The sequence below is a fragment of the Leptotrichia buccalis C-1013-b genome, from assembly GCF_000023905.1.
Lineage (GTDB): Bacteria > Fusobacteriota > Fusobacteriia > Fusobacteriales > Leptotrichiaceae > Leptotrichia > Leptotrichia buccalis.
Genome location: NC_013192.1, coordinates 1,133,785 through 1,154,354, shown reverse-complemented (window position 1 = coordinate 1,154,354; position 20,570 = coordinate 1,133,785). Strand labels below are relative to the sequence as shown.

General features: G+C 28.9%; 23 protein-coding genes. 7 read left to right on the top strand and 16 right to left on the bottom strand.

What is annotated here, in order from left to right:
- Positions 1-2: 2 nt before the first annotated feature.
- Complete coding sequence (locus LEBU_RS05300; RefSeq protein ID WP_157859510.1) at positions 3-1,004, top strand: AAA family ATPase; 1,002 nt, start codon at positions 3-5, stop codon at positions 1,002-1,004.
- Between the two features lie 78 nt (positions 1,005-1,082).
- Here LEBU_RS05300 and LEBU_RS11720 read toward each other — a convergent pair whose 3' ends face one another.
- The 4 genes from LEBU_RS11720 to LEBU_RS05285 all read right to left on the bottom strand — a co-directional run bounded on the left by LEBU_RS11720 (position 1,083) and on the right by LEBU_RS05285 (position 4,161).
- Positions 1,083-1,925, bottom strand: coding sequence for a metal ABC transporter permease (locus tag LEBU_RS11720; protein ID WP_015769308.1), 843 nt, complete (start codon positions 1,923-1,925; stop codon positions 1,083-1,085).
- Between the two features lie 42 nt (positions 1,926-1,967).
- The gene (locus tag LEBU_RS05295; RefSeq protein ID WP_015769307.1) at positions 1,968-2,666 is read right to left on the bottom strand and encodes a metal ABC transporter ATP-binding protein; all 699 of its coding nucleotides are present in this window, start codon (positions 2,664-2,666) and stop codon (positions 1,968-1,970) included.
- 54 nt (positions 2,667-2,720) lie between these two features.
- The gene (locus tag LEBU_RS05290) at positions 2,721-3,662 is read right to left on the bottom strand and encodes a metal ABC transporter substrate-binding protein (RefSeq protein ID WP_015769306.1); all 942 of its coding nucleotides are present in this window, start codon (positions 3,660-3,662) and stop codon (positions 2,721-2,723) included.
- Between the two features lie 142 nt (positions 3,663-3,804).
- On the bottom strand, positions 3,805-4,161 hold the full coding sequence (locus LEBU_RS05285; protein WP_015769305.1) for a Fur family transcriptional regulator: 357 nt from the start codon (positions 4,159-4,161) through the stop codon (positions 3,805-3,807).
- Positions 4,162-4,395: 234 nt separating this feature from the next.
- On the opposite strand from LEBU_RS05285, the gene LEBU_RS05280 reads away from it, so the two are divergent.
- The 4 genes from LEBU_RS05280 to LEBU_RS05265 are packed head-to-tail and all read left to right on the top strand — an operon-like array spanning position 4,396 to position 8,530.
- A complete protein-coding gene (locus LEBU_RS05280; protein ID WP_015769304.1) occupies positions 4,396-6,021 on the top strand; it encodes an OPT/YSL family transporter in 1,626 nt (541 codons plus the stop codon).
- Positions 6,022-6,039: 18 nt separating this feature from the next.
- On the top strand, positions 6,040-6,813 hold the full coding sequence (locus tag LEBU_RS05275) for a type III pantothenate kinase (RefSeq protein WP_015769303.1): 774 nt from the start codon (positions 6,040-6,042) through the stop codon (positions 6,811-6,813).
- A 12-nt stretch (positions 6,814-6,825) separates the two neighbouring features.
- On the top strand, positions 6,826-7,758 hold the full coding sequence (locus LEBU_RS05270) for an esterase/lipase family protein (protein WP_015769302.1): 933 nt from the start codon (positions 6,826-6,828) through the stop codon (positions 7,756-7,758).
- Between the two features lie 22 nt (positions 7,759-7,780).
- Entirely contained in the window at positions 7,781-8,530 is a 750-nt protein-coding gene (locus LEBU_RS05265; RefSeq protein ID WP_238974517.1) for a phospholipase D-like domain-containing protein, read from the top strand.
- 81 nt (positions 8,531-8,611) lie between these two features.
- Here the strand turns inward: LEBU_RS05265 and LEBU_RS05260 are convergent, their stop codons facing one another.
- The 12 genes from LEBU_RS05260 to serA all read right to left on the bottom strand — a co-directional run bounded on the left by LEBU_RS05260 (position 8,612) and on the right by serA (position 18,941).
- Complete coding sequence (locus tag LEBU_RS05260; protein ID WP_015769300.1) at positions 8,612-9,157, bottom strand: hypothetical protein; 546 nt, start codon at positions 9,155-9,157, stop codon at positions 8,612-8,614.
- 41 nt (positions 9,158-9,198) lie between these two features.
- The gene (locus LEBU_RS05255) at positions 9,199-9,567 is read right to left on the bottom strand and encodes a hypothetical protein (RefSeq protein WP_015769299.1); all 369 of its coding nucleotides are present in this window, start codon (positions 9,565-9,567) and stop codon (positions 9,199-9,201) included.
- 76 nt (positions 9,568-9,643) lie between these two features.
- Complete coding sequence (locus LEBU_RS05250; RefSeq protein WP_015769298.1) at positions 9,644-10,408, bottom strand: OmpA family protein; 765 nt, start codon at positions 10,406-10,408, stop codon at positions 9,644-9,646.
- Positions 10,409-10,484: 76 nt separating this feature from the next.
- Positions 10,485-10,760 carry a type II toxin-antitoxin system RelB/DinJ family antitoxin gene (locus LEBU_RS05245; RefSeq protein ID WP_015769297.1) on the bottom strand — a complete coding sequence of 92 codons (276 nt, stop codon included), beginning with the start codon at positions 10,758-10,760 and terminating at the stop codon, positions 10,485-10,487.
- An 82-nt stretch (positions 10,761-10,842) separates the two neighbouring features.
- The gene (pepF, locus tag LEBU_RS05240) at positions 10,843-12,642 is read right to left on the bottom strand and encodes an oligoendopeptidase F (protein WP_015769296.1); all 1,800 of its coding nucleotides are present in this window, start codon (positions 12,640-12,642) and stop codon (positions 10,843-10,845) included.
- A gap of 119 nt (positions 12,643-12,761) precedes the next feature.
- Positions 12,762-12,944 (bottom strand): hypothetical protein, encoded by a 183-nt coding sequence (locus LEBU_RS05235; RefSeq protein WP_006804301.1) that lies wholly within the window; start codon positions 12,942-12,944, stop codon positions 12,762-12,764.
- 75 nt (positions 12,945-13,019) lie between these two features.
- Positions 13,020-13,916 carry a YlmH family RNA-binding protein gene (locus LEBU_RS05230; RefSeq protein WP_015769295.1) on the bottom strand — a complete coding sequence of 299 codons (897 nt, stop codon included), beginning with the start codon at positions 13,914-13,916 and terminating at the stop codon, positions 13,020-13,022.
- Between the two features lie 251 nt (positions 13,917-14,167).
- On the bottom strand, positions 14,168-14,575 hold the full coding sequence (locus LEBU_RS05225; protein WP_015769294.1) for a YkvA family protein: 408 nt from the start codon (positions 14,573-14,575) through the stop codon (positions 14,168-14,170).
- A gap of 165 nt (positions 14,576-14,740) precedes the next feature.
- The gene (locus LEBU_RS05220) at positions 14,741-15,115 is read right to left on the bottom strand and encodes a hypothetical protein (protein ID WP_015769293.1); all 375 of its coding nucleotides are present in this window, start codon (positions 15,113-15,115) and stop codon (positions 14,741-14,743) included.
- Between the two features lie 604 nt (positions 15,116-15,719).
- Entirely contained in the window at positions 15,720-16,613 is an 894-nt protein-coding gene (gene thrB / locus LEBU_RS05210; protein WP_015769291.1) for a homoserine kinase, read from the bottom strand.
- Between the two features lie 31 nt (positions 16,614-16,644).
- Complete coding sequence (locus tag LEBU_RS05205) at positions 16,645-17,328, bottom strand: hypothetical protein (RefSeq protein ID WP_015769290.1); 684 nt, start codon at positions 17,326-17,328, stop codon at positions 16,645-16,647.
- 20 nt (positions 17,329-17,348) lie between these two features.
- Positions 17,349-18,941 (bottom strand): phosphoglycerate dehydrogenase, encoded by a 1,593-nt coding sequence (gene serA / locus LEBU_RS05200; RefSeq protein WP_015769289.1) that lies wholly within the window; start codon positions 18,939-18,941, stop codon positions 17,349-17,351.
- Between the two features lie 229 nt (positions 18,942-19,170).
- On the opposite strand from serA, the gene LEBU_RS05195 reads away from it, so the two are divergent.
- On the top strand, positions 19,171-19,875 hold the full coding sequence (locus tag LEBU_RS05195; RefSeq protein ID WP_015769288.1) for a UTRA domain-containing protein: 705 nt from the start codon (positions 19,171-19,173) through the stop codon (positions 19,873-19,875).
- Positions 19,876-19,889: 14 nt separating this feature from the next.
- Positions 19,890-20,570: a response regulator transcription factor gene (locus LEBU_RS05190; RefSeq protein WP_015769287.1), complete on the top strand. Its 681-nt coding sequence runs from the start codon at positions 19,890-19,892 to the stop codon at positions 20,568-20,570.

The window sequence follows — 20,570 nt, the reverse complement described above, 5'->3', positions numbered from 1 at the left end:
GATTGTTAAAAAATAAATCTCCTTTTGAAAAAATTAAAACATTGTTAGAAAAAATTGAGAAAGAGGAACATGATTGGATTGACTATGATGAAAAAAAATATAAAATTATTGAAGATATTGCTATTCTTGTAAAAGATATACCAAAAAAGAAAATTCATATGAAGTATGAAGATGATACTAAAATTATTAAAAAATTTAGAATTAATTTTAAGAAAAATAAAAAAATTATAGAGTTGTTAGAAAAATATGATACTTTTCATACTCCAAATATAGAAGAAGCATATCATTCTGATTATTCTTCATTCAGAGAAATGGAATTTATAAAAATAGAAGAAGAAGGATTAAGTGATGGAGAAAAAATAAAATTACAGTATTTTTCAACCCTTCATGGAGTTTTAAATGGCGAATTTAAAGATAAAAAATACATTACACTTTTTTTTGATGAAGTAGAAACTTTTCTACATCCTGAATGGAGCAGAAGATTTTTATATGAATTAATAAAAGAATTAGGAAGGTATGAAGATAAAAAGTTTAAATTGATTTTTGCAACACACAGTCCTTTTCTGATAGCAGATGTTTTAGCAAAAGATTGTATTTATTTGAGTAAAGATGAAAATGGAAAAATTATTGCTGAAATTAAAGATGATGTGAAAACTTTTGGGGCTAATATTATTGATTTGTTTAAAAATACTATGTTTTTAGAATCGACTTTTGGAAAATTTGCTACTGAAAAGATTAAAGGGGTAGTAGAAGAAATAAATAATACTAAAGATTACTATCAGATAAAAGACAATCTTGAAATTAATTTTATAATAGAAGAGATTGGAGAAAAATTAATTTCTAATAAGTTAAAATCAATGATTGAATCAAAGTTTGAAAATAAAGATGAAGAAAAAGCTGAAGAATATTACAGAAAAAAAATAGAAGAATATCAAGCAAAACTAGATGAATTGGAAAAAAAGAAAATAACAGGAATTCTAAAAAATAAAAATACAAATTTATAATAAAATTACACCTTCCATTGTAATAGCAACTTTAAAAATTACTCTAAAAGGAAGGTGTTTTATAGTTATTAAAATTTATTAATTCAAAAATTTTCCTTTCACAAATCCCCAAATCTTAACTAACGCCAATAAAATCGTAAGCAACACAATAATTGAAGGGCCTGACGGAATATTTAGTGTGTAGGAAAAATATAGTCCTGATAGTATTCCGATAAATGAGAAAATTATGGATAGAATTATGATTGCTGAGTATTTTCTTGCGAGTGAGGCTGCGATTGCCTGCGGGATTGTCAGGATTGAGATTATTAGGATGATTCCTATTGTTTTTATGTTTATTATTATGACGGAGGATATTAGGATTATCATAAAGTAGTTTATGAAGGTTACTGGGACGCTGTGGATTTTGTAGAAGTTTTCATCAAAGCTGGTGTAGACGATGCTTTTGTAGAAGATGATGAAAAATGTGATTGTAATGATGTCCAGTATTAGCAGTAAAATTATGTTTAGGGTGTTGGATAAAAGGATATTTCCGAATAAATAAGTTGACATATCGGATTGATAGCCTGGTGTCAAGAAGGCGAAAATAATTCCGATAGCCATTCCCATTGACATAACGATACCTATTCCCAAATCACCGTCAACGTGAAGAGTGTCTTTTAGAACCAAAATCAGCACACCTGATAATATTGAGAAAATCAGTCCAAAAAATAATGGATCTTTTATTGGCAAGTTAAAGAAATAAATCAGGTAAATTCCTATTCCAATACCGCCGTAAGAGGCATGGCTGATACTTGATGAAATAAAGACCATTTTTTTATTTACGATATAAGTTCCTATTATTCCACAGCATATACTTGAAAGAAGGCCTACAACAAGGGCGTTTCTCATAAAGGCATATTCAAAAATTTTTATAAATTCCATAATTCCCCAATCTTTAATAATTTATCTTTAATTTTGTAAAGTTTATTTGTGTGAATGTAAATAAGGATTGCTGCACACGTAATCTTCCTTTTTCTCATAAACTCGAATATTGCCTTCCACGACAAAAATGGAATCAATGTAGTCGTAGATTTTTTCCAGTTCATGAGAAATTACAACTATTGTTGAATCTGACAATTCCTTTATTTTTTCAAAAAGTTTAAATTCAAATTCCTTATCCAGAAATGATTCCGGCTCATCAAGAAAAATAAGTTCTGGCGAAGAAATTAAGGCACGTGCAATTAATGCCCTTTGAAGCTGTCCACCAGATACTTCGTTTATTAATTTATTTTTTAAATGAAAAATATCAAATTCCTTCAAGAGTATTTCAGCACGTTTTTTTTCTTCATTGTTAAATCTTCTGAAAAGATTATTTTTATTAGTTAATCCCGATATTACCAAATCAAAAATGTTAATAGGAAAGGAAGTGTCGAACTCCCTTATTTGTGGTAAATACCCAATTTTGTTTTCACTTGTAAAAAACTCAATACTGCCAGAATTTTTTCTTAAAAATCCAAGCATAACTTTTACCAAAGTCGATTTTCCGCCACCATTTCTTCCCAGAATTGCAACATTTTTTCCTTTAAAAATATCTAAGTTTATATCATTCAAAATATAGTCATTGTTGTATTTAAAGTTAAGATTTCGTACACTCACAAGTTTTTTATTCTGTCCGTTAGCCATCAAATTTTTATCCTTTCGTTTTTCTTCTCGTTCTTTTTTATTGAATAAAAATTTTTAATTTAAATAATCTACAAACTGTTTTAGATTTTCAAAGACATTTTCCTTGTCAACATTAAATTCAGCGACTTTTGAGTTAGGAATTTCTTTTGAAATGGCTTCAGCACTTTGTTTTGGAAATTGAGGCTGAACTAGGATTGTAGTTATGTTATGTTCTTTTGCTTCATCAATAATTTCTTTTATTTGCTGTGCTGACGGCTCTTTTCCTTCCTGCTCGATTGAAATTTCTTCAATGGCATAGTTTTTTAGGAAATAGTTTAATGCAGGGTGATAAATCATAAATGATTTTTTAGTTTTTGAAGCCATTTTTTGTGAAAGTTCTGCTTTTACCTGATTAAGTTCTGTAATGAAAGCATTGTAATTTTTTTCAAAAGTTTCTTTTTTGTCTGGGTAAAGTTTTGACAATTCATTTTTTATATTTTCAGCAACTTTAGGCATCATGTCAAGCGAGAACCAAACATGCGGATCAATCCCATCGTGTCCTTCATGCTCGTGATGATGTTCGTGTTCTTCCTTTTTACCGTGTTCATGTCCATGCTCATGTTCGTGGTCATGATCATGATCTCCTTTGATAAATAAATTTTTATCAACACCATCTAAAACATTAACAATTTTATTTTTATCACTTAAGCTGTTAGAAATTGTTTCTTCAAATCCTAGCATATTGTAAGTGAAAAATACCTTTGAATTTTCCAAAATTTTCAAATCTGAAGGTTTCGGCTCAAATAGTTCGTGATTCATATTTGGCTGCACAATTGAAATAACTTCAAAATCATCTCCTGCAATTTTTTGAGCAAGCCATCTTAAAGGCGGCACGCTTGTTACAATTTTTTCCTTTGATCCTGTAGTAGTTCCTTGCTCTTTTTTAGTTTCTGATTTATTTCCGCAAGAAAAAATAAACAGAGCTGATAATAAAAGTAATGATAATAATTTTTTCATTTTAGTTCCTCCTATATGTATTTTTTGTAATAAAATAATGAATTTATTAAAAACTTTTCTAGAAAAAGATAAAAACTTAATATTTTTAAATAATTAAAATATAATTTCATTTCTCAAACAGAGTCTAGTATAAATCATAGATTTAATCACAATCGTTGCATTTTCCTTTAAAAATCGAAAGATGTGACAATAGTGAAAAGCCTCGTTTTTTTAATTCGCTTTTTTCTTTTTCTGTTTCTTCATTTGAAAATTCAGGCATAGTTTCAATATGCTTGCAAGAATCACAAATAAAAAAATTGGCATTTTCTTCCTTAAAGTAATATTTTTCATTTTCAAAGTCAAACGAAAAAATATAATTATTTTTCTCTAAAAATTCCAAAGCTCGATAAACTGTCGATAAGTCAAAATCTACTTTTGATTTTAAAAACTTGGCATTTATTGGAGTGTCTGAAGACTGTATAAGATTAAGTATTTGCTGCCTTTTCTTAGTTAATTTCATAATAACATCTCCTAAAAAATGTTTTCACTTTTGCAAATGATTTGCAAATATGATTTATTATATATCAAAATATTTCTTTTGTCAAATAAATTTATGATAATAATATTATTTTATTTGATATTCAATATAAATTCTATAATTAAATAAGAAGTTTATAAAAAATTCATTGACAAATACTATGAAAATGAAGTAAAATTTTAAGAAACAACATTCAAACATTTAGGAGGAAACTTAATGACAGAAGAAAAAAAATTAAACATAACATTTCCAGCTGTTTTTATCGGAATTGTAGGTGCAATTTTAGTATCCGCAAGCTCTTTTTACATTGTATTAAAATTTGGAGCGTTACCTTGGCCAACGATAATGGTTACGCTTTTGTCGATGATAACGTTAAAATTTTTTAAAAGAACAGACAATAAGGAAATTACGATTACACATACAATAATGAGTGCTGGGTCAATGGTGGCAGGGGGAGTTGCCTTTACAGTGCCGGCTTATATTATTTTAGGTGGAAAACTTTCGGATATTAATCAATATTTACTTTGCATAACTATTTTGGTTGGAAGTATCGCTGGTTCATTTTTATCCTATATTTTTCGTTCAAAATTAATTGAAGAGGAAAAACTGGAATTCCCAATTGGAGAAGCGGCATATAATCTTGTTAAATCAGGGGAAAATATGGAAAATATTCGTTATGTGGCTTTTGGGACATTATTTAGCTCAATTATCGCGCTTTTTCGTGATTTCAGCTTTTCAAAAGGGAAACCGCCATTTATTCCTGCTTTGCTTTCACTAAAAAATGGCCTTCTTAGCCTTTATGTATCACCCCTTTTAGTTGGGATTGGATATGTTTTAGGATTTGTAAATACATTTGTATGGTTTTTAGGCGGTGCAGTTATTGTTTTTATTGGAGAGCCACTTGCTAAAATTTTTAAATTAAATGACTTTGCTATTATGAAAAATAGCTTTGGAATGGGATTTATGATTGGAATTGGGATTGCTGTGATTTTAAAAATTATTTTTTCAAATAAATCAAAAAATGAAAAAAATAATCAGAATATTTTTAAAAAGTTATCATTTTTATCAATTTTTTCAATTATTATTATAATTTTAATATACAAATTGCCAATATTTCTGGCATTAGTTCTTATTCTAATTTCCATCCTTTGTACAATAATTGCAGGATATTCAACTGGAAAAACTGGAGTCAATCCAATGGAAATTTATGCAATAATCACAATTTTGTTAATTTCATTTTTAAACAAAATATTAAATGGCTTAAATATTTTTGGAATAAAATTTTCTGCAGACTTAACAACTTTGACATTATTCCTTTTAGCCTGTATTATTGCAGTAGCTTGCGGACTTTCTGGAGATATTCTGAATGACTTTAAATCAGGATATAGAATGAATGTAAATCCAAAAGATCAGCTTGTTGGAGAATTAATCGGGTCAATTGTAAGTTCATTTGTAATAACATTTTTATTTTTTGTATTTTTTAGAATTTACAAAAATATAGGCCCTGTGGAAAATACTGATTTAATTGCATTACAGGCTTCCATTGTCGCAACAGTAATAAATGGAATTCCATTTCTAGGAATTTTCTTTGCCGGACTTATTTTCGGTATGGTTTTAAGTCTGTTAAATCTTCCAGTACTAACTTTTGGAATTGGAATCTATGTTCCATTTTATTTGACTTCAACTGTATTTTTAGGTGGCCTTATAAGTTATTTTGCAAACAGACATTCAAAAAAACTTCATTCTAATCTACTTTTACTCTCAAACGGATTAATGAGCGGAGAAGCAATTGTCGGTGTTATTTTATCGGTTGCAGCTTATATTGGATTATTTATGAAATAAAAAAGAAAGGAGAAAACAATGATTTTAGGATTTGATATTGGAAATACACATATTGTGCCAATTTTTTATGATATGAAAGGAAATATACTGGCAACATTTAGGATACCTACACATCTTGAATTTACTGAAGATACCCTTTTTATAATGTTAAAGGAATTTGCTAAAAACAGTAATTTGGAAATTTTAAACGTTGAAAACATCATTGTATCATCTGTTGTTCCGAATATTAACGAAAATTTTTCAAGACTTGGAAAAAAATATTTTGACATTAATCCAGTTTTTGTAAATCTTGACAACGTTGAAAATAAAATAAAAATTTTACCAAATATGGAACGTGGACTTGGAGCAGATAGAATTGTCGATATTTTGGCGGCAAAAAATTTACATCCAGAAAAGGAGCTTCTAATTATCGACTTTGGAACAGCTACAACTTTTGATATGATAAAAGATTCCACTTATATGGGCGGAAGCATTCTCCCTGGAATTACACTTTCAATAAATGCCTTATTCAACAATACTGCCGCTTTACCCAAAATTGAATTTACAGAACCTGAAACAGTTTTGGGAATAAATACGGTTTCTCAGATTAATACAGGTATTTTTTACGGAAATGTCGGAGCAGTTAAGGAATTAATTTTACAATATAAAAAATTTTTTCCAAATGCTTATGTTATTGCAACTGGAGGACAAGGAAGAAAAATTTCCGAATATATTGAAGAAATTGATGAATATGTGGCAAAACTTGGGGAAACTGGTATTTTTGAATTTTATAAATTGACAATTAATAATTAAAAAAGGAAAAATATGAAAAAAATAATAAAAAATATATTAATTGGAACCTCAATTACTGCCGTTGGAATTACTACAACTAAAAACAGTTGGGCTGGACTGCTTTACCACGACTATAAAATAAAAACTTATTATGAAAAAAATGATAAAAAACGTGAAAATCAGGATTTTTTAGTGCTTTTTCACGGAATTTACGGAAAAAGTTCAGATATGGAAAATATTGCCCAGTATTTTAAAAATGACTATAGAATTGTAAATATCCAGTATCCTACAACTAAGGAAACTGCACAAGAAATTACAGAGCTTTATATAAAACCAAGTATTGAAAATATTATTGGAGAAATTTATGCACAAAATTTTTACAATAAAATAGAAAATCAGTATTTTGAAATTGATGAAAATGGAAATCGAAAAAATAGACAAGCAGCTGATAAAAATTTAAATCAAAATATAAAAATTAATTTTGTGACACATTCGATGGGAACGGGAATTTTAAGGTACTATTTAAAAGAAAATCCACTTAAAAATCTTGGAAAAGTAGTGTTTATTTCTCCACCATCGCATGGAAGCCACCTGGCAGATATTCCATTTGTAGACAAACTTCCATTTATTCTCGGAAAAGTTGTTCCGCAATTTAGCACAAAAAAAGATAGTTTTGTAAATCAACTTGGCGAACCTGATTATAATTATCTTATTTTAATCGGGAATAAAACAAATAATCCTTTTTATTCAATGCTAATTCCAGGAAAAGATGATGGAATGGTACCTGTGGACTCTGCAAAAATGAAATCTGAAAATTTCAAGATTATTGATAATACCACTCATACAAGTATTTTAAAAGATACGCGTACGATGAAGGAAATTTCTAACTTTTTGAAAAATACTACAATTCAAGAAAATAAAGCAGAAGAGAAAAAAATAGAAAATTTTAGTGAAAAAAGGGAGTAAAAATATTTAAGATATGAAAAATATGGAAAATACATTTTTAAAAGATATTTCCTGTGATATTTACGCTGGGAAAAAAGCAGGAATTGCCGTAAGAGCTACAATGAAAAATGCAAAAAAATCAATTACAATAATTGCTCCTTTTTTAAGCGGAAGAATGATAGGTGAAGAAATTTTTAAGGCATTAAACAAAAACGTTCAAGTAAAGATTATTTCAAAAGACAACGAACGAATTTATCCACTTTTAAAAAAAATATTATTTATAAAAAAACATTCTTCACCAAATCAAAACGAATGGCTTTTTCAACTTGGAAAATTTCTATTAATTGTATTTTATATAATTTTATCGCTTGCAATACTGGAAATTTTTACATCTTTTGGCTTTAATGTTTCCTTTATGAGAAATTCATTGTCCAAAAGTAGTTTTTTAATTCTCACAATACTTTTTTCTCTTTTTATTGTATTTTTCAGAGATTTTATATTGAATAATAAAAAATCTTCTAAATTTACCTACTCCAAAAGAGAAAATCTGAAATTACATATTTTAGATAAAGATTACCATCTCCACAGTAAAATTTACATAATTGACAATAAAACAGCCTTTCTAGGCTCCTTAAACTGTACTGACACAGGATTTCTCCTAAATCACGAAACTTGCATAAAAACTGCTGACAAATCTGTAATTAAACATTTAAACAATGTCTACAAGGATTTAGTGAAAACTTCCAATCCTATTCCATTAAGAGAATTGAAAAAAAGAATAAACAAAAAATAGAGCTATCTAATATTTGCAATTGAATTTAGATAACTCTTTTTTCTTGATTTTATAAAATTTTTTATTACTCCTTGAAACAATTTAATTAGCATTATGAAATAGCCAGTTCAGAAATTCTTTTGTATTTTTTTCTGTACTAGAGTCAAGTTTTTTTGCATTTTTAGATTTCAATAAAGCATCTAGCTCATTTTTTGAAAGCACCTGATAACTACTTCTTGTATAATTTTTACCATTTTTAATCTCTGTACCTGAATGTATTAACCCTAAAATAGTAATTTCATACGAATCTGTTGTAGATATATCTTTTTCTTCTCCGTCAACATATCCTTTATCAATTTTATAGATTAGCACAGGATAACCTTCTTTGTCATAAGATTCTACATTTTCAAAAGGCGTATATGAAATTTTATATTTATTCCCTACTGGCAAGACATTAATAAAGAAATTAATCTTTTTCCATGTAGTTTCTTCTCCATTAGCTGGGTACATTCCATAAAACCAATCTTTCTGATTTGAAACATAAACTTGTGTTTTAGGTGAAAAAAAACTCTCCACATCTTTATCCGTTATTTCTGCAAAAGTAAAACTTCCCAAAACAAATATTAGCATTAAAATAAATTTTTTCATACTTCAGACTCCACTTCTTAATAGTTTCAAAATATTAAAAGTTAATCTATCGGAAGAAAATCTCCTTCCCAGTCTATTCCCTGATCTTCTGCATAACTAAAATTATCTGTCGCAAGTTCTCCAGTTATTTTATTCACAGTATAACTGAATAAACGTGGCTCAACACTTGGATCCCCACCACATTTCGCATTATCACTATGCACATCAACTTGAAATTCATCATCAGTTTCATCAAAATAAAACTTCATGCATTTTATTCCTTGACTGCCACCAAATCCATGATTAATTATTGAATTTTGTACAAGTTTTACAGCCGCATTTGCATTTCTCACAGGAGCTGCATTTGCCAATCCAGCACATACCAAAGAAAAAATCAAAACACCAATCTTTTTATTAAAAATTTTTCTCATCAAAATCACCTTCTCCTTCAAACTTTTTCTCTATTAATTATACCACATTTTTTTTAAAATCGAAACTTTTTTAAATTTATTCATCTCTTAACTGATTTAGTAATTTACTAATATCAATTTCCTTAACTTTTCCATTTTTTAATAAAATTTCAACACGACGATTATTGTATCTTCCCTCTACTGTATCATTCGTATCAATTGGATTTTCAGATCCTTTTCCAATCATTTTAGTAATTTTTATATCTTTTCTCAATCCATTTTGTTTCAGAAATTCTGACATTTTTTCAGCTCTCAATAAAGATAATTTATTTTTATTATTCTCAGTTTTATCAGCATATCCGACAATTTCAAATTCTTCATTCTCAAAGAAAACATTCAGCATGTATTCTATTTCTTCTTTAATTGCCTGTTTTTCAGTTTTATTTACTTCTTCCTTATCAATTGGAAACCCTCTTATTATCATTTTCACAATTTTTCCATCTTTTTCTACAAACCTAATTGTTGTCCAATTTTCACATATTGATCTCTCAGGACATAATTTTGGAAGTTTATTTACTATTTCCAAATTTTTCCTAGCAATTTCAGAACCATTTTTAATCGCCAATCTATAATATTCTTTTGCCTTAGGAATATTTCGAGAATTTTCATCCTTCGCATACAAATTCCCTAAATTATTAATCGCTTTTTTATCTCCATTTTTTATTTTTTCTTCTAATTTCTCTACTTTTTGAAAAAATTCATCATATGAAGAAGAAATAAAAGGTATCTCATTATTTTTTAAATTATCCGAAAATAAATTAAATCCTAAAATTATTGTAAAAAGTAAAATTACTTTTTTCATAAAAATTCACTCCTTTATATATAATATCAAAACTCATAATCATACTAAAACAATTTTGAATGTGAGCCTAGCCTTTTTATACACCAAGTGCCTCTCTCAACTCCTCTATGCTGTCATATCCCTTTACACTATCGTCTTTTGCAATCCGTCTTCCTTCTTCAATTGCTTTCATTGTTACTTCATTTGGCTCTTCTTCCAATTTCAGTTCAAAAGGAATTCTATTTTCTCTAACTGCAGTTTTTAAAAACATATTTACTGCTGTTGTCATTGTCAAGCCAAATTTGTTAAATAATTCGTTCGCTTTTTCTTTTGTTTCTTTATCAACTCTAATACTTAAATTTGCATTTGCCATAACAAATACCTTCTTTTTTCTTTATTATATCAATTTCTAATTACGTTGTAAATACAATGTTATACAAAAAATAAATGTTTTTCTACAACTTCCCAATTTCCACTTCCAATTTATCTAACAGCAAATCAAACTGTTTCGCCACGGCCTCGATTGTTTCAATTTTTGATAAGTCAACTCCTGCTTTTTTTAGCTGTTCCATTGGGAAGTCATTTCCTCCTGAGCTTAATAATTGAATGTATTTGTCTAGTGTTTGTTTTTTCTCGCTTTCATCACTTGAATTTATCATTTTTTCATATAAAATCGCTGATGAGGCAAAGCAAGTTGCGTATTGATACACGTAAAATGGCGAGTTGAAAAAGTGTGGAACTCTTGCCCAGAAAATATAGATTAAATCATCTTTTTCAATTATGTCGCCGTAATATTTGTCAAACAAGTCTTCCATAATTTTGCTCAAAACTTCGGCTGTAATCGGCTCTCCAGCTTCTGCCAGCTTGTGTGCCTGATATTCATAATCTGCTAGTAATGCCTGAAAATAGAATGTTCCAACAATATTTCCAATTTCCTGCTCCAGCAGTGCGATTCTTTCTTTTGGATCATTGGTATTTTCCAGCATATAGTCAAGCAGTAATCTTTCGTTAAATGTAGAAGCCACTTCCGCTACGAAAATTGTGTAGTCTGCCATCGAGAAAGGCTGATTTTCGTCTGAATAAAGAGTGTGCAAGGTATGTCCCAGTTCATGTGCCAATGTAAATACGCTGTCTAAAGTCTTGTTGTAATTTAGAAGCATATATGGGTGAACTCCATAAACTCCTGCAGAATACGCTCCTGTTCTTTTTCCTTTCGCCTCAAATACATCCAGCCAGCCTTCTGAAATCGCTTTTTTCATTTTTTCTACGTAATCTTTTCCAAGTGGAGCAACTGAATTTAACACTATTTCCTTCGCATCATCATACTCATATTCCTTGTCAAATTCTATTAGGTTAATTGAGCCGTCAAAATTATAGTATTTTTCAAGTCCTAAAATTTTCTTTCTCAATTTTAAATATCTTTGCAATGGTTTTGTATTATTTTTCGCCGTATTGACAAGATTTAAGTAAATTTCTTCTGGAATATTGTCGCTTTCCAGATGGCTTAACAAAAATGAATCGTAATTGTAGGCTTTCTTTGAAGCAATTCCCTTTTGCAAAATTGAGTTATAAATTGCCCCAATCGTATTTTTTTTCTTTTCATAAATTGTATAAAACGTCTGAAACATCAGTTTTCTGTCTTCCTGATTTCTATTTGTAGACAAAATTTTAGAATAATTGGCAGGCGTTACATCCACTTTTTCTCCAGAACTAAGCGTAACCTGAGGCCACTCCACATCCGTAACCGTAACTTCCGAATAAATGCTTCTAGGTGCTGAAAAGAATGAGCTGTAGTACGACAACAGTTTGCTTTCCTTTTCTTCCAGAATATGCTTTTGCAACCTAAATAAATTTTTTAGTCCAAATCTATAATCATCAAATTCTTTTTTTTCAATCCATTTTTCAATATTCTCACGATTATCAACCAGTTCCGAATTTACCCAGGACAATTCAGTAGAAACCTCCGCAAATAAAAACTGCACCTTCTGCAAATGCTCCACAGCCTCCTTATTCAACGAGTTCAAATCCCTCGCAAGCTGAGGATACCGATACAATTTATAAGAAATCTTATCCATCTCCTCCTGCTTCTGAAAAAACTCCAATAACTTCCCTTCATTCCCAAATTTCCCTTTAAATCCAGCCAATTCTTTTTTCAACTCACTAACTTTCTCAAAATCCTTTTCCCAAGCTGAATAATTTTCATAAATATCTGATAAATTCCATTTATATTCCTGTTTTATTTCACTTCTTTCCATCTTTTCATTCCTTTTCTATTTTTTATAATAATACTTTTTCAAATCTAAATGTAAAAGTTACATATTTTCAAGCTCTAAAATTACTTAATTATCAATTTGATAAAAATTTTTTAAAAAAACTATTTTTCTTTAAATTTTTCATACAAAAATAATATCAACGCAATCGGAATTATCCAACCTGCAACTGATAAAAATACCGAAAGTGCTAATTTCAGAAATGCAATCACTGCCACAATTCCAATTGCTATTACAAGACATCTTATCAATATTTCAAAATTACTTTTTGGTGTAACATCTTTCATTTTTCTACCTTCTTTCTTTAATTTAGAACATTTAAATCAAGTTATCAATAAATCTATTTTTATTATTCCAAGATTCTAAATGTATTTCTTCACAAGTATGCGTTCCTTCCCCTTTTTCGTTTCCCCCTTATCCAAAAACAATTTATACTTCCCAAACCCTCTAATCGTAATCAAACTCCCAATTTCAAGCATTCTAGACTTATCCTTTTCTTCCACATAATCAACTAGAACCTTTCCTTTTTCAATCGGCTCAATTACTTTTGTCCGAGATAAATTTGTAATCGTTGAAATGATGCTGTCCAGACGCTTGGAGGGAACTGTGATTAACTTATTATCATATTTATATTGCGGAAGAACATTTTTATTTTTTGTGTCAATAATTTCAATTTCACAAGAGGCTTTTCCAATTTGCTTTAATTCCGAAATAATATAATCCGCAATTTTCTCTGATACTGGAATATACCCTGATATTTTCCTGCCCTCATTTTCCAAAATCAAGTCTCCCATAAGCTCCCTTTTTATATTAAGCCCCATAAGGCTTCCCAAAAAATCTTTATGTGAATATTCACGAAATCTTGAATCTATTGATATTTTTAACAATTTATTTGGAAATTGAAAACTATTCTCATTAAACTCATTATTAAAGTCCGCATATTCTTCAAATTTTTCATCATCTTGTACCAAACTTTTGCCATTTTTTGCAAAATTATCATAAACATCTCTATTTCCAGCTATAAAACTATCAGGCACAAATGCAATTTGCCGTCTATCACTATCCGCAAAAACTCCATCACAAATAACATTAAGTCTATCCATCCTTTTCCCTAGCTTCTTCCAAAAATTCGGCGTATAAAACTCCTCAGTAAAGCTCATAATCTCATATTCCTTCGCCACTTCATAACAATTATACAATTTACTAACCAAATACTCCATTTCTTTTGGAAACTGCCTCAAAAAATTTTCTTTTTTCATATTTCTCCACTTCTTATTTCATTTCTGATTATAATAAATCCTTTTTGAAAATAAACTCATTCAATATTAAAATTCAAATATATTTTTACATATAAATGAAAGTTTGAAAAAATATTATACAATCTATGATAATATTGTATAATCTATGAAAATAAAAATATAATATAAAAATATTTTAAATATTAAATATTTTTTATGTCCGATAATTTATTTTGTTATATATAATGTTATAAACAATATAAAACTTTATACTAATCTTCATTTACAACTCTCAAATTATCCCAATCCACATTTTTATCTTTTTCATCCTGTTTTTTCTGTATTTCAAATTTCTCATATTCAGAAAGCAAAGACCCCAGTTTTGAAATCACATAAGCCACTACCCCAATATCATCTCCAAATCCAATAACTGGCAAAAGATCAGGCACTGCATCAATCGTTGTAATCACATAAACAATCGCTCCAATAATTTTGACTTTATCCATCGTCGGAATTTTAAACTCCCCATTTTTGTCCGCTTGCAACATTCTCACAAGAAGCCCAAATTTTGATGAAATTTTTCCTAAATTGTTTGTAATTTTACTAGCTTTTTTTAAATCTTCACCTGTAATTTTTGTTTTTTTATATTTTTCATACAATTTTTTCGCATTTTTTAACATAGTCCTTCCCCTTTCACATATTAAAGTTAATATACTTAATTATACTAAAAAAATCTTTACAATTCAATTATATTGACTTAAAATTAGCAAAGGAAAATTTTTTAAAAAGAAAAAAGTCACTTTAAAATTTTAAAGCAACTTTCTATTACTAAATTTATTACTTAATTAATTTGAATAATCAACAAAAATATCTCCCTTTACATAAATTATTCTTTTATTATAATCTATTGCTATATTTTGTCCATCCAAAGATACATTTTGTACATTTGATGAATCAAAATCATAATCCCAACTTTTTATAACAACTGTTATATTTCTGTATTTTAACCCATCTATTTTACAAAGCGGATATTTTACTCTAGCAGAAGCTGGCAATCCAGTTATTCCATCACTTGCAGTCGAAGCCTTTTTAGTGCTAATTATCCTTCCACCTTCACAAAAACCACTAACACTTTCAAAATCCTTTATTCCCACTTCTCCAGGACGTCCAAATACAATTGTCCCACCCATTAATAGTATAGCTAATAAAACTTTTTTCATAAAACTACCTCCTTGTGAATATTTTCTCTTATTGAAGAACGTAATTCCTAAAAACATTTCAAATATAATTACTAATTCTAAATTTAGAATAACACATCTTTACAGGTTTGTCAAAGAGTTTGACAACAAATTTCTCCATTTAATTTTGTTATTGGAATTGATATTTATTTCCTTCTAAATAAAAAAGATACTAAAAACAATTTTTGTAGTTTAGTATCTTTCTTCAAATTTATTTATATTAATAATTTTATTTCATAATTTATCATCCCGCCTTCAAATAAAATTATTATTTTATTATCATAAATAATACTGTAATAACAAGCGACAATAAAACTTTAATAAAAAATTTTAATTTACTTTTTCCTAAATACTTGCATTTATAATATTCTATTAACATACACAGTATGTTTAAATAAATTACAATACCCGTATTTTCTAAAACAGTATTCATAAATAATATTTTTATTAGTATATCAAAAATAAAACCTATTGACATAAAAACTGCAAAATTAATAAAAAAATCTTCTTTGCTTTGTTTTTGGTTAAAACATTTATACAGTATTTCTAAAAACCTTTTCATCTCAAATCATTATTTGTAAATTAATTAATAAACTTCCGCACCCTTCAAATTAATCTTCTTCTTCTCAATAGTCCAGTTATCCGATAACTCCGAAAGTTCCTTTTTCATATTTTCCAAAAATTCATCATTATCATAATTCAAGGAAATCAATGTAGGCCCCGCACCGCTTATATATTCACCTAATGCACCGTATTTTTTAGATATTTCAAATATTTTTTCTGAATCGTTTATTAATGCGAATCTGTAAGGCTGGTGAATTTTGTCGCCTAAAAGAAAACGTAAGTTGTTGTATTCACCTTTGTTAAAGGCGTTTACAAGTAATCCCAGCTTTGAAATGTTGTTTATTGCGTCAGAAACTAGGTACATTTTTGGTAAAACGCTTCTTGCTTTTTCTGTTGATAATTTAAAATCGGGAATCATTACGTAGAAACATAAATCGTCCGAATTTATTAATGAGCTGTGAACGATGTTTTCCTTATCGTGTGCAGTAAGTACCATTCCCCCAAAGATTGCAGGCACTACATTGTCAGGATGCCCTTCCATTTCTACAGCAAGTTTTGCTACTTCATTAATATCCAGCACATCACCAGCAAATTTATTTGCAATCAAAATTCCAGCGACAATAGCTGATGAACTGCTTCCCAGCCCACGTGAAATTGGAATATTATTTTTCACAATATTTACTTTATAACTAGGAATATTTTTTACCAAATACTTTTCCGTATATTTTATCGCTTCAAAAATTAAATTTTCCTCAATCGGAATCGAAAACGGCTTCCCATTTTCCAAAAATTCAATTTTATCACTTTCTTCCACTTCCAGTTCCAGAAAATAATCCAATGCAACTCCTAGACAGTCATATCCCACACCAATATTCGCCGATGTTCCCGGCACTTTTACTTTAAATTTTAAACCCATCTTTATTCCTTTCTTCTTATCATCAGAATCTCTACAAGAAAATTCTTACTGCAAGACTCAATCTAAAAATATAACAAAATACTAGTAATAAATACACCAATTTATAATTTTTATTCTCTTTCATAAAAAAATACAATACAGCTAGTGAAATAATTACAAAATCAATAAATGCCGGTAAAAATATTATATTTACAAAAATAAATAATAGCCCTATCAAATAATGAATTCCTAATAATGAAAATCCTGTATAAAATACATCTTCAAATAAACAGAAATATAAAACTATTATGCAAACATAAGACTTGTATGCCTTACTCTTTTTTCTTATAAATATATATAGCAAGCCAAACAATATCAAAAACATAAGTTCGCCGTTTAAATATCCTGCATTTAATATAATTTTTGAAAAATATTCAATGTCGAATAATTTTATTCCCATTAGCAATGTCTGTCTATTCAAATAAAATAAAGTAAAACATTGAAAAGTAAAAATTTCAAAATCAAAAATAAATTTCCTTTCAAATTTATCATTTTCTTTTCTTACAAAAGAATTTAAAATGGAAAATACTAAAGCTGCATTTGTTATAAAAAATAAATTATTTTGAGATAACACTACCGATATAATCATGAAAATTATTTTTAAATAACTTAAAAGATCTATTTTTTTTAGCAATTTTCTTAATTCTTTTAAATATTTGTTTATATTCATTTGCATTTATCAACTTTCATAAAACACTATATTGTCAAATCCAAGTAATGAGCCCATTTTATTTGACTCAGTCCTTTCAATTTATTTAACGACTTTCTTCCAACTTCACTATCTACTGTAAGCAGCATAATTGCACTATTTTCACGTCTACCAACATTCATTGTGGCAATATTTATGTTCTCTTTTCCTAAAGTTGCCCCTACAGCTCCGATAACTCCTGGCACGTCATCATTTCCTAAATAAATCATATTGTCAGAAATTGCCATATCCACATCGTGATTCTTTATGCTGATAATTCTTTCTTCGTTATTCATTCCAATTGTTCCGACAACATAGATTTTTTTGCCTTCTTCACTTGTTATGATAAATTCTATTGCTGATGAATAATTTTTATATTTATGTTCCTTTTTATTTATTGAAATATTGATTCCTCTTTTTTCAGCTAGCGGCTTTGCATTAATATAATTAACTTCTTCTTTTAATACAGGCTCCAGAATTCCCTTCATTGCTGTTGAATCTACTAGGGCAGTTTCCTGTCCAGCAATTTCCCCATAATAATTAATTACTACATTTGCAATTGGAGTTTTTTCTATTTGAAAATATATTTTTCCTAATTTTTCAGCCAAATTTATAAAAGGTTTTACAATTAAAAATTCTTCTCTTCCAATTGCAGGCAAGTTTACAGCTGTTTCCACTATTTCTCCACGAAGTCCATTTAGTACTTGTCTTACAACTTGAGTTCCTACATTTCTCTGTGCCTCATAAGTTGTCGCCCCAATATGCGGAGTTGCAACTACATTGTCAAATTCGTATAAGACACAGTCTGTACGTGGTTCAACAGTGTGAACATCATATCCAAAACTGGCTATTTTTCCACTTCTTAACCCTTCTGCAACAGCATCTTCGTTAAAAAGTCCACCACGTGCTGCATTTACAAGTCTTACTCCATCTTTTAACTTGCGAATGTTTTCAGCGTTTATCATATCAATAGTTTCTTTTGTTTTAGGCGTATGAATTGTTATTATATCCGCTTTTTCCATCAATTCATCCAATGTTTTGGCTTTTTCACAACTGTATCTTTTAAAACGTTCATCTGAAATATATGGATCATATGCAACAAGTTTCATTCCAAACGCTTTCATTCTTGTAGCCACTAGTCCACCAATTCTTCCAAGTCCGATAATTCCTAATGTTTTTTCAAATAGTTCATTTCCTACGAAAATTTCCCTTTCCCATTTTCCACTTCTTATAAAATTATTTGCCGCAACAATATTTCTCGAAGTTGCAATCATCAGCCCAATTGCGATTTCACAAGCAGAAACGGTATTGCTGTCAGGTGTATTTGCAACAATTACTCCGTGTGCAGTAGCTTCTGGGATATTTATGTTATCTGTTCCATTTCCGGCACGTCCCACTATTTTTAGATTTTTAGCTTTATCCAGCAGCTCCTTATCCACTTTTATGACACTTCTTACAATTAGAGCGTCGTATTCATGAATTATTTCCAGAATTTCCTCACGTGAAATTCCCACTTTTACATCAACTTTCACATCTTTTGCACTATGTAACCCAGCAACCGCTTCATCATCTATATATTCTCCAACTAATACTTTATACATATATCCTCCTTAGTTATGCTTAATTTATAAAAATATTGTAGCAAAGTATTTAAGTTTTTACAAGTAAAAATATTCTACATATAAAATGTTACAGTTAATTAAAAAACTATTTTTTGCAATTTTATTTAAAAAGGTTTGAACACATTATTAAATTTAGTCCAATTTTCATTGCTATTTTCTACTTTTCGGGATATAATAAAATTGATATTTTTTGAAAGGAGCTACACCTGTGAGCAAATACAAGGAAGTTTATAATGATATAAAAGAAAAAATTACAAACGGCACACTTAAAGCTAGGGAATTTTTAAGCAGTGAAGCAGAGCTTGCACGTAAATATTCCTACTCTAAAGATACCATAAGAAAAGCACTTTCTATGCTTGAATTAGATGGATATATCCAAAAAATTAAAGGAAAAAATTCAATGGTTCTGGAAAATGGACGTTTTAAAAATAGTTTGTCAAACTTGCGAACATCAAAGGAACTTAATAAAATTGAAAACATAGATATTACTACAAATCTAGTAGGCTTGACAATTATTAAAGGGATTAAAAAAATAATGGATATTTTTGAAGTTTCTGAAGACGTTTCATTTTATAAAATCTCACGTAACCGTGTACTTGACGGAGAAGCTCTTGAATATGAAACTACATATTTTGATAAGAGAATAGTTCCGTTTTTAGACAAGGATATTGTCGAAAATTCAATTTATGATTATTTAGAAAAAAAGCTGCATTTAAAAATTTCACATTCACGGCGTGAAATAAAATTTAGATATGCCACTGAAGAAGAAAAGAAACATATGGATTTAAAGGATTTTAATGCAGTCGTTGTAATTGAAAGCCATACTTACTTATCAAATGGAACTTTATTTCAATACGGCGTAAACTCATACCGTCCTGATAAATTTGTATTTTCAACAGTTGCCAAAAGATAGGAGGTTCTTTTAATATGAGAATTTTAGTAATCGAAGATGAGGAAAACTTAAATGATATAATTGTAAAAAAATTAACCATGGAAAAATATGGCGTTGACAGCTGTCTTAATGGAACAGATGCCCTTAACTATATTTTTTCAACTGAATATGATGTTATTGTTTCTGATATTATGTTGCCAGGATTGGACGGATTTGAAATTTTGAAAAAAATAAGGGAAAATGGAATAAAAACTCCCGTTTTGCTGCTTACTGCAAGAGATGGGATAGAAGATAGAGTAAAAGGACTAGATTACGGTGCTGATGACTATTTGGTAAAACCATTCGCATTTGACGAGCTTATGGCAAGAATAAGAGTTCTTTTACGTAGAAATCCAACCAGCAACTCCAATGCAAGCAATGTCTTTAAAATTGCAAATCTGACAGTGAACTGCAATTCCCACGATGTTTTTCGGGATGAAACGTTCATCAAGCTGTCAACAAGGGAATTTACAATTTTAGAATATATGATTAGAAATAAGGAGCGTGTCCTTTCCAGAGAACAGATTGAACAGCACATCTGGAATTATGACTATGAAGGCGGGACAAATGTTATTGATGTCTATATTAGGTATTTAAGAAGAAAAATTGATAAAGGATTTGAGCCAAAACTAATTCATACAATTCGTGGAATTGGCTATGTTTTAAAAGTAGAATAA

Bases quoted from the DNA above. Each gene is read 5' to 3' on its own strand.
- LEBU_RS05255 (WP_015769299.1), bottom strand. From the start codon at position 9,567: ATGAGAAAAATTTTTAATAAAAAGATTGGTGTTTTGATTTTTTCTTTG.
- LEBU_RS05275 (WP_015769303.1), top strand. From the start codon at position 6,040: ATGATTTTAGGATTTGATATTGGAAATACACATATTGTGCCAATTTTT.
- LEBU_RS05235 (WP_006804301.1), bottom strand. From the start codon at position 12,944: ATGAAAGATGTTACACCAAAAAGTAATTTTGAAATATTGATAAGATGT.
- LEBU_RS05285 (WP_015769305.1), bottom strand. From the start codon at position 4,161: ATGAAATTAACTAAGAAAAGGCAGCAAATACTTAATCTTATACAGTCT.
- LEBU_RS05270 (WP_015769302.1), top strand. From the start codon at position 6,826: ATGAAAAAAATAATAAAAAATATATTAATTGGAACCTCAATTACTGCC.
- LEBU_RS05190 (WP_015769287.1), top strand. From the start codon at position 19,890: ATGAGAATTTTAGTAATCGAAGATGAGGAAAACTTAAATGATATAATT.
- thrB (WP_015769291.1), bottom strand. From the start codon at position 16,613: ATGGGTTTAAAATTTAAAGTAAAAGTGCCGGGAACATCGGCGAATATT.
- LEBU_RS05245 (WP_015769297.1), bottom strand. From the start codon at position 10,760: ATGGCAAATGCAAATTTAAGTATTAGAGTTGATAAAGAAACAAAAGAA.
- LEBU_RS11720 (WP_015769308.1), bottom strand. From the start codon at position 1,925: ATGGAATTTATAAAAATTTTTGAATATGCCTTTATGAGAAACGCCCTT.
- pepF (WP_015769296.1), bottom strand. From the start codon at position 12,642: ATGGAAAGAAGTGAAATAAAACAGGAATATAAATGGAATTTATCAGAT.
- LEBU_RS05250 (WP_015769298.1), bottom strand. From the start codon at position 10,408: ATGAAAAAAGTAATTTTACTTTTTACAATAATTTTAGGATTTAATTTA.
- LEBU_RS05230 (WP_015769295.1), bottom strand. From the start codon at position 13,916: ATGAAAAAAGAAAATTTTTTGAGGCAGTTTCCAAAAGAAATGGAGTAT.
- LEBU_RS05295 (WP_015769307.1), bottom strand. From the start codon at position 2,666: ATGGCTAACGGACAGAATAAAAAACTTGTGAGTGTACGAAATCTTAAC.
- LEBU_RS05280 (WP_015769304.1), top strand. From the start codon at position 4,396: ATGACAGAAGAAAAAAAATTAAACATAACATTTCCAGCTGTTTTTATC.
- LEBU_RS05290 (WP_015769306.1), bottom strand. From the start codon at position 3,662: ATGAAAAAATTATTATCATTACTTTTATTATCAGCTCTGTTTATTTTT.
- serA (WP_015769289.1), bottom strand. From the start codon at position 18,941: ATGTATAAAGTATTAGTTGGAGAATATATAGATGATGAAGCGGTTGCT.
- LEBU_RS05260 (WP_015769300.1), bottom strand. From the start codon at position 9,157: ATGAAAAAATTTATTTTAATGCTAATATTTGTTTTGGGAAGTTTTACT.
- LEBU_RS05220 (WP_015769293.1), bottom strand. From the start codon at position 15,115: ATGAAAAAAGTTTTATTAGCTATACTATTAATGGGTGGGACAATTGTA.
- LEBU_RS05225 (WP_015769294.1), bottom strand. From the start codon at position 14,575: ATGTTAAAAAATGCGAAAAAATTGTATGAAAAATATAAAAAAACAAAA.
- LEBU_RS05205 (WP_015769290.1), bottom strand. From the start codon at position 17,328: ATGCAAATGAATATAAACAAATATTTAAAAGAATTAAGAAAATTGCTA.
- LEBU_RS05265 (WP_238974517.1), top strand. From the start codon at position 7,781: ATGGAAAATACATTTTTAAAAGATATTTCCTGTGATATTTACGCTGGG.